The 10,455-nt window shown below is 67.2% G+C and carries 13 protein-coding genes and 1 pseudogene; 11 read left to right on the top strand and 3 right to left on the bottom strand.

Going from position 1 to position 10,455, the window contains the following annotated elements; all coding sequences use genetic code 11:
- Positions 1-413: 413 nt before the first annotated feature.
- The 6 genes and pseudogenes from ABZZ74_RS50620 (at position 414) to ABZZ74_RS50595 (ending at position 4,020) form a co-directional block, all read left to right on the top strand.
- The gene (locus ABZZ74_RS50620) at positions 414-683 is read left to right on the top strand and encodes a hypothetical protein (protein ID WP_356950898.1); all 270 of its coding nucleotides are present in this window, start codon (positions 414-416) and stop codon (positions 681-683) included.
- A gap of 8 nt (positions 684-691) precedes the next feature.
- On the top strand, positions 692-871 hold the full coding sequence (locus tag ABZZ74_RS50615) for a transposase (protein WP_356950897.1): 180 nt from the start codon (positions 692-694) through the stop codon (positions 869-871).
- A gap of 328 nt (positions 872-1,199) precedes the next feature.
- Positions 1,200-1,421, top strand: a complete 222-nt coding sequence (locus tag ABZZ74_RS50610; protein ID WP_356950896.1) for a helix-turn-helix domain-containing protein — start codon at positions 1,200-1,202, stop codon at positions 1,419-1,421.
- Positions 1,418-2,125, top strand: coding sequence for a Clp protease N-terminal domain-containing protein (locus ABZZ74_RS50605; RefSeq protein ID WP_356950895.1), 708 nt, complete (start codon positions 1,418-1,420; stop codon positions 2,123-2,125). The genes ABZZ74_RS50610 and ABZZ74_RS50605 overlap by 4 nt, the downstream gene beginning before the upstream one ends.
- A 60-nt stretch (positions 2,126-2,185) precedes the next feature.
- A pseudogene (locus ABZZ74_RS50600) lies at positions 2,186-2,743 on the top strand (ParA family protein); the annotation flags it as partial.
- The gene (locus ABZZ74_RS50595; RefSeq protein WP_356950894.1) at positions 2,740-4,020 is read left to right on the top strand and encodes a ParB/RepB/Spo0J family partition protein; all 1,281 of its coding nucleotides are present in this window, start codon (positions 2,740-2,742) and stop codon (positions 4,018-4,020) included. The pseudogene ABZZ74_RS50600 and the gene ABZZ74_RS50595, both read left to right, overlap by 4 nt.
- 87 nt (positions 4,021-4,107) lie before the next feature.
- On the opposite strand, the gene ABZZ74_RS50590 is transcribed toward ABZZ74_RS50595, so the two are convergent.
- Entirely contained in the window at positions 4,108-4,560 is a 453-nt protein-coding gene (locus tag ABZZ74_RS50590) for a tautomerase family protein (protein WP_356950893.1), read from the bottom strand.
- On the opposite strand from ABZZ74_RS50590, the gene ABZZ74_RS50585 reads away from it, so the two are divergent.
- Both ABZZ74_RS50585 and ABZZ74_RS50580 read left to right on the top strand, forming a co-directional pair.
- The gene (locus tag ABZZ74_RS50585) at positions 4,553-5,041 is read left to right on the top strand and encodes a helix-turn-helix domain-containing protein (protein ID WP_356950892.1); all 489 of its coding nucleotides are present in this window, start codon (positions 4,553-4,555) and stop codon (positions 5,039-5,041) included. The two genes, ABZZ74_RS50590 and ABZZ74_RS50585, sit on opposite strands and share 8 nt — an antisense overlap.
- Positions 5,042-5,312: 271 nt before the next feature.
- On the top strand, positions 5,313-5,666 hold the full coding sequence (locus tag ABZZ74_RS50580) for a hypothetical protein (RefSeq protein ID WP_356950891.1): 354 nt from the start codon (positions 5,313-5,315) through the stop codon (positions 5,664-5,666).
- A 118-nt stretch (positions 5,667-5,784) separates the two neighbouring features.
- Here the strand turns inward: ABZZ74_RS50580 and ABZZ74_RS50575 are convergent, their stop codons facing one another.
- Together ABZZ74_RS50575 and ABZZ74_RS50570 are read right to left on the bottom strand one after the other, a co-directional pair.
- On the bottom strand, positions 5,785-6,390 hold the full coding sequence (locus ABZZ74_RS50575; RefSeq protein ID WP_356950890.1) for a SigE family RNA polymerase sigma factor: 606 nt from the start codon (positions 6,388-6,390) through the stop codon (positions 5,785-5,787).
- A gap of 373 nt (positions 6,391-6,763) precedes the next feature.
- Complete coding sequence (locus tag ABZZ74_RS50570) at positions 6,764-7,240, bottom strand: hypothetical protein (RefSeq protein ID WP_356950889.1); 477 nt, start codon at positions 7,238-7,240, stop codon at positions 6,764-6,766.
- 202 nt (positions 7,241-7,442) lie between these two features.
- Here ABZZ74_RS50570 and ABZZ74_RS50565 point away from each other — a divergent pair, with 202 nt between their 5' ends.
- The 3 genes from ABZZ74_RS50565 to ABZZ74_RS50555 all read left to right on the top strand — a co-directional run.
- Complete coding sequence (locus ABZZ74_RS50565) at positions 7,443-8,129, top strand: response regulator transcription factor (protein WP_356950888.1); 687 nt, start codon at positions 7,443-7,445, stop codon at positions 8,127-8,129.
- A 41-nt stretch (positions 8,130-8,170) separates the two neighbouring features.
- Entirely contained in the window at positions 8,171-9,778 is a 1,608-nt protein-coding gene (locus ABZZ74_RS50560; protein WP_356950887.1) for a HAMP domain-containing sensor histidine kinase, read from the top strand.
- A gap of 199 nt (positions 9,779-9,977) precedes the next feature.
- Positions 9,978-10,455: Ku protein (locus ABZZ74_RS50555; protein WP_356950886.1), on the top strand; the 478-nt coding region annotated here is incomplete at its 3' end.

The raw sequence follows: 10,455 nt of genomic DNA, 5'->3' as shown, positions 1-10,455 counted from the left end.
CTGGTGTGGCGGTCACGCTGAAACCGTAGATGCGCCGCGCCGGACGTCGCGAGCGAAATATGGATGGCGCGGAGAGCTCCTGGAATCCCTCTTCAGTAGCAGGTTCGTTCAGTCGCCGACCACCTCACTCACGGCGGCGCGGGCGGCTGCCTCGTCAACGAGGTTTTTGCCGGTGGCGAAGGCGGCGACGAGGGCCTGGAGAGAGAGGTTGTTGACCGCTCGCGGGTAGCCGCGCGAGGTCGTGTGGATCAGCGTGAGGGCGTCCTCGGTGAACAGCTGGTCCGAACGCCCGGCGATCTTCAGATGGTGGGCGACGTACTGAACTTGATTGAGTGATGTCGGGGGCCGCCGCAGCGTGGCAGGAACCGGCTCGCGCCTTCCCGGTGTGGCCGGAGCACGAGGATGATGCTCGCGTGATCCGCGACTTCCCGCCGTTGCCGTTGCCCCAGTACGCCGTGGTCCGTATCGGCTGCTCACCAGGGGTGCCTGCCGAGATCGCCGCCGATCTGCGGGAGGTCGGCGTCCCAGCGGGGCTGATCGGTTATGAGTACCAACCGCTGACTGAGGCGACGCTCCTGGACGGGATGGGTGAGAGAGGGTTGGTCATCTTTGGGTCTAGCGGCCTGTTCGGTCCGCGGCACGGCTGGAGCTGGCAGCAGCCCACAACCTCCGCCTGCACCTGACCGCTGGCATGCGTGCGTTCATCGAGGCGAACGCCGAGTGGCTCACCGTGTTCCACTTGCCCGCCTACGCCCCGGACCTCAACCCACAGGAGGGCATCTGGTCACTGGTCAAACGCGAGATCGGCAACCTCGCCGCCGCGGACCTCAGGAAGGAAAGGCAGACACCGCTGTCCCGGGATGCAAGCTGACCGTAAAGGGGGCCGTGTTCCACGTCTCCGACCACGCGGCCTACCACGACCCGTACGAGAACGACACCGCTGCGCTCCTGGCGGCCGCCGTCACTTCAGCCAACGCCGCGTGAGCGCCCGACGCCTGCGCATCACCACCTGACGCCGACCACGGCGGACAGCACCACCCCAAGGGCCCCGGCCTCCGTAACCACGGAGGCCGGGGCCCTTTCGTGTTTCTGGCGCGTGGGGGTGAGTCAGAGACGGCGGGGCTGCGCGGCTCTCGGACTCGCCGTGCATCGTCAGCATATGTTGACGAAAACTCAGCCGTCAGCATATGCTGACGGGCATGCAGACAACACTCGAAATCGCCGAGGGCGCCGCCAGCAATGACCCCGAAGTCGGGCTCCGCGCGGTGGCCGCCCTGCGAGAGCTCAGCGAACGGCTGGAACTCCTCCAGGTCGACAACGCGCGGAAACTGGGATGGTCCTGGCAGGACATCGCCCAGCGGCTCGGCGTCACCAAGCAGACCGTGCACCGCAAGTACGGCCCGCTGATCGGGAGGCGATGATGTTCGAACACTTCACCCCCGACGCCCGCACCGTCGTCGTCCACGCCCAGGAGCACGCACGCCGGCTCGGGCACCACCACATCGGCAGCGAACACCTCCTGCTCGCCCTCGCCCTGGCCGACCAGCCCGCGAGCTTCGTCCTGCGCGAGCACGGCCTCACGCCGCAGCGCGTCGAGGAGGAGATCGTCCGCCAGGTCGGCCTCGGTGCCGGGTCCCTCCTGTTCGGCACCCTCAACCGGGACGCGCTGGCCTCGATCGGGATCGATCTCGACGCCGTCCGCGCCAGGATCGAGGAATCCTTCGGACCAGAAGCCCTCGCCCGTGCCGGCCGGACCGTGCACCGGCCACCTCGCCCCTCCAGGTTCAACCCGCGGCGCGCAGTACCCCCGCGCCACTGGCGCAGCCAACGCCGCGCCCGACGCACCGTCCTCACGGCACCCACCCCCGCCCCCGCCGGCCTCTACCAGACCGACGGAGCCCGCCCCACCGGGCACATCCCCTTCACTCCACACGCCAAAGAGAGCCTGTCCAACACCGTCCACGAGGCACAGGCTCAACACGAGACCGACATCGGCACAAAGCACCTCGCCCTCGGCCTCATCGCCATGAAGAGCGGCCAGGTACCTGCCATCCTGTCGGCACTCGGCGCGTCAGCCCCGACGCTGCGCACCGCGATCGTCGACCGCTACCGCCAGGCGAACTGATCCCGCTCCCCGCCCATCGGCGACTTCCCCATCCGCCATCACGTCACCCAGGACCAGATCAACGAAACGTTCGGCGGCCGGCTCCACTCGCTGCCCGCCTGCAACGACGCCTTCCTCCTCGACGTTCGCCTCTCGGCGGTACGGGCCCGGGAAGCCGCCCTGGAACGTGTACTCGCTCCGCTCGAGGCCGATTACGACGTCATCGTCGTCGACTGTCCGCCCAGCCTCGGCCTCAGCATGGACGCCGCCGCCTACTACGGCCGCCGCGACGGCGGAAAACCCGGCCAGTCGGGTGCCCTGATCGTCGTTCATGCCGAGGACAGCTCCGCCGACGCCTACGAACTGCTCACCACACAGATCGAAGACCTGCGCAACGACCTGCAGGTCGACATCGACTACCTCGGCATCGTCGTCAACCTCTACGACTCCCGCCGCGGCTTCATCGCCACCTCCTCCCTGCAGGGGTGGGTCGACATAAAGGATCCACGGGTCGTCGGCCTCATCGGCGACCTGAAAGAACAGAAAGAGGCAGTCCGAGTGAAACAACCCCTGCTGTCATACGCGCCCAAATCACAGCAGGCGATCGGCATGCGCGCACTGGCCCGGGAGATCGCATGACCAAGGCCGACCAGCTGGGCGCCGGCCGCTTCGGAAGCACCGCCCGCCCCGTCAGCGCACGCCGGCAGGCTGTCGCTGCCGCGACCGGAGTCCCCACCGACGGAGTCGCCCCGCCCACCGAACTCCCCCCTCACCGCATCAGCCTCAACCCCGACAACCCTCGCACATCCCTAGGGGATCTGACGGACCTCGCAGGCAGCCTGAAGACCCACGGCCAAAAACAAGCGATCACGGTCATGAACCGCGACGCCTACATCAAAGCCAACCCCGAACACGCTGCTGGCCTCGAGCCCGACACCACCTACGTCGTCGTCGACGGCAACAGCCGCCTCGCCGGCGCCCGCGAGGCAGGCCTCACCACCATCAAGGTCATGGTCAGCGACGACCAGGGCACCACCTCCGAGGAAGTCCTCGAATCCGCCCTCGTCGCCAACATCCATCGCCAAGACCTCGATGAACTCGACGAAGCCCGCGCACTGCAACGTCTCCTGGCCATCCACGGCAGCCAGGTAGCACTGGCCAAACGGCTACATCGCTCCCAGGGATGGGTATCGCAACGGCTGGCACTGCTCGACCTGAGCGACGAACTAAAGGAGCGCATCGGCCAGGAGCCCATCGACCTGCTGCGCGCGGTCGGTAAGAAGCCGGCCGACCAGCGGCAGGCGGCGCTCGAAGCGCTGAAGGCTGAACGGGCGCGCAAGGAAGCCGAGAAGCCTGCCCGCCGGCCGGGAAGGCAGCCGAAAGCGGCCGCGTCCGCAGTCGAGGCCGCCACCGCGAGGCGGGCAGGCGAACGCGACAAGGAGGCCGGCGAGAAAAAGCCCGTACCGCAAGCGCGATCTCACGCTGAAGCCTCTCTACGGGAAGAACCGGTGGCCTCTCCAGAACAGCCGCGCACGCTGCCGTACGACGACCCATCCTTCATCGCAATGCATCTGGCCGAGAAGATGGCGCGACCAGACTTCTTCAAGATGCTCCAGGTACTGAGCCGGGTAGCTCAGCAGCAGGATCCAGAAGAGTTCGAGAACATCCTGCGGCACCCACCGCTCAAGAAGGCGGGGGAGGAGCGGTGCCTGTCCCGTCTCGCTCAATCGAGTCGCTTTCTCAATGAACCGAGTCGTTCGGGCTTCTGTCTCAGCGAACCTAGTCGCGCGGTTGAGCGCGCTGGGGGTGCTGGATGGCTGTACCGGCTGGGGTGGAGCAGGCGGGCCCGTGCATCGAGTTGTCGTACGTGGACGCGGTGCACGGACGCCGTCGGCGTCCGCTGCGGGACTGTGTGACGGGCCGGGTTCGAGGAGCCCGTTCCACCCCTACTACCGCTGCTGAGCCTGAGTACAGCCGGGTCGTGAGGTGGCCCAGATGGGGGGTCACACGGTGAGGGCGCCGCCGACGAAGGTACGTTCTGGCGGTGACGCCACGAGTTCGACCATGGTGCCGGCGCGGAGGTCGTCGCCGATGACGCGCGTGATCGCGTCGGTGAGCGCGGTGCCGAGGCGCGCGGTGATCTGGCCGGCGTCGGGGCGGTCGAAGACGCCAGCGCGGACGCCCAAGATCACCGAGGCGTTTGTGTCCACGGCCTTGCCGCCCTGCGCGAAACGGCCTGCGGGTACTCCGGCCAGGCGGACGCTTACGAGGTCGCGGGCCCATTCGCCATAGACGTCGACGACAGCGTCGGTCAGTGCGGCCACGAGCGTGGGTTCGTTCCCGGTCAGCCTGTTCTCTGGAAGGTGGACGGTCAGATGCGGCATAGTGGACCTCGTTCCATTTGAATACAAAGCCTTTATCTTTAAAGGTATCTGGAAGAGGTCGCTGATGTCCACGGAATCGGACGGTCCAGCCGTCAATGAGGCCGTCCGCACCCTGCTGTTGCTCATGCCACGGCTCGTGGGCCGCGCCAAGCGCCTGCCCATACCTCCGGCACTCCAGGGTCTGGACCTGGCACCGCGACACCTCGCACTGCTGGCCCACCTGGAGTACGACGGCCCCACCAGCATCAACGAGCTCGCCGCTCGGCTGGAGTTGGCCCCGACGACCGTCAGCCTCATGGTCAGCGAGCTCTCCAGGCCAGGCATCCTGCAACGCACCGCCGATCCCACCGACCGCCGCCGCCGCATCATCGCCATCGCCGCCGCCTACGCCGCACCGATCGGCGAATGGCTCTCCGGCAGCGCCTCTGCCTGGGAACGCGTCATGCGCGGACTCGACCCCGCGGAACGAGCCACAGTCATCACCGCCCTGCGCGCCTACGAGGCCGCCTTGGAGCAGGCGGGCGAGCAGCATCGGAACGCGCAGCTGCGTTAGCGGGCCGAGATTTGTCTCAACGAACCAAGTCTCCGCGTCTCACCCCATCCAGTCCACGCAGGTCAGCGCAGGGGTGGACGACTAACTTCGTTGAGACAGGACAACGCCAGGCGGCCCGGAAGGCGATCGGGGCCCCGGGCCTGGCGAGAACTTCCCCCCGCACCGAACTCGAAGCCCTCAGACGACACTGGAACGACCGTCGGCATCCGCACGGTGCGCAGCCGGATCCGCGCCAGACCTGCGAAGGAGACCGGTGAGACCGATCAGGGCAATGAGCGAGCGCGAGTACTTCGCCTGCGTCGGCCGGCGTCCTGGCATGTTCGTCGGCACAGCCTCCTCGTTCCAACGGCTGACCGCCTTCCTCACCGGCTACGACCAGCACGCGATGCGCCATGGCGAACAGGGGCTCACAGGCTGGCACGAGTGGCTTGTCGCCCGCCGCGGCCGCAGCTGTAACCATGCCTGGCCCGGACAGGTCGTGCATATTGCGCTCCCAGAGGGCTGGAACAACATCGCCGACCTGTCGCCCGACCACGAGAAGCACGCGATCAAGGTCCTGTTCCAGCTTCTCGACGAGTTCGCCGCCGAACGTGAGGCAGGTTCGGGCGCTCAGAATTCAGATTGAGCGGGACGCCGGCCGCCCTCCGTCTTGCTCAACATGAACCACCGCTGGTCACAGCCCCGACATGGCTCACCTTCAGCGAGACGGGTCACTTGTCGTCCGCGGCCAACAAGTAGCGCAGCTACTGCACAACGGCCGGAACGACAGGGGGATGATGCATCTCTCCACGAGCATGGTCGCGCCGTCGCGGTGCAGGACCAGCGGGTGATGCTGAAAGTGAATCGGGGGCGTGGCTCTCCAGTTCCTGACGGAGCCGGGCGAGCGCCCTATGCAGCGTGCTCTTGACCGTTCCGGGGGACAGGCGCAGAGCGGTGGCCGTCTCTTCTATCGTCATCTGCTCCAAGTACCGCAGCACGACGACGCTGCGCTGTTTCGGAGTGAGCACATTGAGGATGTTCAGCAGCAAGGCACGGTCAGCGTAATGCTCCGTGGTGTCGTCGATGCCCGTGTCCGGCAGGTGCTCGCAGGGAAGCTCCTGTAGTTTCCTGGCGCGCCACCATTCGGTGCGGGTGTTGATCATGACGCGGCGCAGGTAGGCGTCTGCGAGCTGCTTGTCCGCTATGCGGTCCCAGCGGAGGTACGTTCGTGTAAGCGCCGTCTGTAACAGGTCCTGAGCGTCAAGCGGGTCGGCCATCAGGCGGTGTGCGCTGCGCAGCAGAGCGGCGTGCCTTGTGCGGACGTACTCTTCGAAGTCCTGTTCCGCCCGACGGCGCCTGGGTCCGCTCACAGTGGGTCCTTTCGAGGATGGATGGCAGTAGTTGCCTCTGGGAGCCACGGCCCTGCCGGCATCGTGGCTCCTTCGACTGACTGGGCCGCTGTGCGCTACTTGCTGCAGCCGCCGGTCCCCAGGCACCTTTCTCGTAATGACGGCGAAGCCCCGGCTCTGCAGCGGGCTCGAGGCTTCGCCGTCTGATGTGACCTCATCTGCCCAGCGGCAAGGGAGCGAGCAAGCGACCTACTTCGTGAGTCCTCGGCGATCAACTGCCGACGTCGCAGTACCCCCGCCGGTTCGGCCCCTGGCCAGTCCCCTCGCGCTGGCCAGACACCCTGCCGATCGCTCGCAAACCCCAGTAGGGCAGACGGCAGCACGTGGCTGCCGGTCAGTCCTCTTCGTAGACACCGACCTGCTCGGTGTGCGTGCGGCCGTGGTCCTGCTGAGTGACGATCTTGTAGCGTGTGCTCGGTGTCACGTCCTCGGTCTGGAACGCGTGCCAGGCACCGTTGCAGTACGCCCGGCTCTTCTTCACCGTCTTGTTCAAGTTGTGGGTGTCGATCAGTTTGACCGTCATCTTCGTGCCGTCGCCGCCGTTCCAGCACTGGTACTTGACACTCAAGCTGATGACGCCGTCGTGGACACCGAACGGCTGGGAAACCCACTTCGAGTGCCGGGGCTTGAACTTGGACTGCCAGATCGTGTGCCACGTCCCCTGAGCCTGAAGGGGAGCAGAGACAGAGTGAGCGACCACCGGATGGTAGGCCGCTGCGATGTCCGCCTGGGCGGCCGGCGCGGCCAGGGCCAGGCCGACGGCGGTGACACCGGTGGTCATCGCCAGCGCTACGCGGTTGCGCGTCTTCACGTGATTCCTCTCGTTGCAGACCAAAAATCCGAGAGCACCGGTTCTTGCGCCGACCGTGTAGCCGACCGGCTGGTGCCCGGCGTCGACTGTGGCAGCGGGTGGCTGTGGAGAAGCTGAAGCCTCCTGAAGGCCCGTGCGTCAACTCCCCATGGCAGTGTGGTTCTTCAGGTTGGCCACAGGCTCTCTGCCGCATGCTGGAGTCATGCGCTTACTGGTGGTTGAGGACGACCGGCGGATGGCGGAGTTGCTGCGGCGCGGCCTGGTCGGCGAGGGATGGGCAGTCGACGTTGCACACGACGGGCTGTCCGGGCTCGAGCGGGCGAGCGAGAACCCGTATGACGCGATCGTGCTAGACGTGATGCTGCCGGGCCTGAACGGATACGGGGTGTGTGGCCGGCTGCGCGAGGCGGGCATCTGGGCTCCGGTGCTGATGCTGACCGCGATGGACGGCGAGTACGATGAGGCCGAAGGGCTCGACGTCGGCGCGGACGACTACGTGACAAAGCCCTTCTCGTTCGTCACCCTCCTGGCCCGGCTGCGGGCGCTGATGCGGCGCGGACAGCCGCAACGCCCTGCCGTGCTGTGCGTCGGCGACCTGGAAGTGGACCCCGCGGCCCGCGACTGCCGTCGCGGCACCGTACCGGTGGCCCTCACGGCCCGGGAGTTCTCGGTACTGGAGTACTTGGCGCGGCGCTGCGGCCAGACGGTCACGAAAAGCGAGATCCTGGACCACGTCTGGGACGACCGGTTCGACGGAGACGTCAACGTGGTGGAGGTCTACGTCAGCGCCCTACGCCGCAAGATCGATACGCCCTTCGGACGACGATCCATCCGCACCGTCCGGGGAATCGGCTACCGGCTCGACGCTGCCCCGGACAGCCCATGCTGAGGAGTCGTCGGACACGCGGAACCGAACGCGGCCCAGGCAGCGTGCGACTGCGGCTGACACTGGCCGCGACCGCCTTCGCCGCCGTCCTGTTGACGCTGGCCGCCATGGCCACCGCCTTCGCGGTGCGCAACTCACTGCTGGCCTCGGCCATCCAACGGGCCACCAACGACGCAAGGTCCGAGGTGGTGGCTGAATCACCCGTGTGCGCAGCGGGACCTGACAACACGTCCTGCGTCGACCCCCCTCACGACTCGCCCGCCGACCCAAGCAACACGCTCCCCCGGATCCAAGGCGAACACCTCTCGTTGTGGCCCTGGACCGACCAGCACGACGTCACGTCATTTGTGCAGGACGATTGGACGTTCCCCCCGGACGTCTGGGCAGACCAGCAACGCCTGAACACCACAGTGTGGTGGCTGGCGGGCGGCACGCTGGTGCTCACCCTTCTGGCTGCCGGGGGGACGTGGCTGATCGTCACCCGCACCCTGAAACCGCTGGACGGGATCCAAAAGCAGTTCGCCGCCCTGAGCCTGAGCAGCCTCGACCAGCGCATCCCGACAGCGCGCGGTGGCCGGGAGTTCACGCAACTGGTGGCGACGATGAACAACGCCCTCGACCGCCTGGATACGGCGGCTGTCCGGCAACGGCAGTTCACCTCCGACGTCGCCCACGAACTGCGCACCCCACTTGCCTGCTTGCGCGCCGAACTAGAACTCGCACTGACCGCGTCTGAGACTACCGACTGGCCCAACGCCGCCCGCAACGCCCTGCACGACACCCTTCATGTCCAGGACATCACCACAAACCTGCTGCTCCTGGCCCGCCTCGACGCCCAGGCCCCGCACTCGAAAACCCTCCTGACCAAGCAGGTCGACCTTACCGACCTAATCCAGGACACCGTCTCCCGCCGCGACGTACCCGAGCATCTGAGTCTCGTCGTCACCGCACCCGACGAACCCGCGCCCGTGACCGGCCACCCTGGCCTGCTCACCCGCGTCCTGGCCAACCTTCTCGACAACGCCGAACGCCACGCGGCCACCACGATCACTGTCACACTCACCCTGGACCACGAACGCCGCCAAGCCCTGCTCGACGTGGCCAATGACGGCCCGCCCGTCCCGCCCGAACACCAGGAGACGATCTTCGAGCGCTTCAGCCGGCTCGACGACGCCCGCACACGCGACGCCGGGGGCACCGGCCTCGGCCTCGCCATCGCCCGCCGCATCACCACACTCCACCACGGCACCCTCACCCTCGCCCCCAGCCGGGAAGACCGGGCAGGCGCCCGGTTCACCGTACGGCTGCCCCTGACGCACGAGGACGCCAAGCCACTCGTCACCGAACTCCTGCACGCCTGGGACCAGCCCGACGACATCCCCGCGCTCCTCACCCACAACGCCGGACACCAGCACCTCGAAGACGTCGTGCCCGACCTGGCCCGCGCCCTCATCACAGCCGGACGCGACCACCACCTCCAGGCGCTACTCCGTCACGTCGCACGGCAGGCACCCCCATGGGAAGTCAATGGCCTCGCGGACATCCTCCGGGACGAAGGCATGCCGGAAGCCGCCGACACACTGCTCAGCGCCCGCACCGCGCACCACAGCACCATCAAGCCCAGCCAGCGGTCTGCTGCGGAGCCCCCATAGAGCGCTGCGCTGCCTACGCTCTTCGGTCCGTCGGATCAACCCTCCCGTGAGCGTCTCGCCCTCGCTCGTTGGAGGGCCAGGCTGCGTACCGGCGTCCATGAGCAGGAGAGATCGGAAGGGGGCGAACGGTAGAACTGCCGCTTGGGGCTACTGCCTCTAGGCTGAAGTGGAGCTCGGGGCCCATCGCGGAGGTCTCGTCATGCCCCGAACGATCTGGACAGGTGCGATCAGCTTCGGCCTGGTGACGGTGCCGATCCATGTCGTAAGCGCAACCGAGGACCATTCCGTCCGTTTCCACCAGTACCACCTTGAAGACATGGGCCGGGTGCGGGTGAAGAAGATCTGCGAGCTGGAGGACCGCGAGGTCGGCAACGCGGAGATCGGCAAGGGGTACGAGTACGCGAAGGACCAGGTCGTCCCGATCAGCGACCAGGATCTGAGCAATCTGCCGCTGCCCACGGCGAAGGCGATCGAGATCGCCGCGTTCGTGCCGCTGGAGTCGATCGACCCGATCCAGATCGGCGAGGGCTACTACCTGACGCCGGACGGCGCGGTGGCGGCGAAGCCGTACAAGCTGCTGGTGCAGGCGCTGGGACGATCCAGCAAGGTGGCGGTCGCCAAGTACGCGTGGAGCGGGCGGGAACGCCTCGGCCTGGTGCGGGCGCTGGAGGGCGCGC

Source organism: Streptomyces sp. NPDC006476, from assembly GCF_040612015.1.
Classification (GTDB): domain Bacteria; phylum Actinomycetota; class Actinomycetes; order Streptomycetales; family Streptomycetaceae; genus Streptomyces; species Streptomyces griseorubiginosus_B.
Note: the sequence above shows the minus strand (reverse complement) of the source record. Positions and strands in the feature narration are given on the sequence as shown.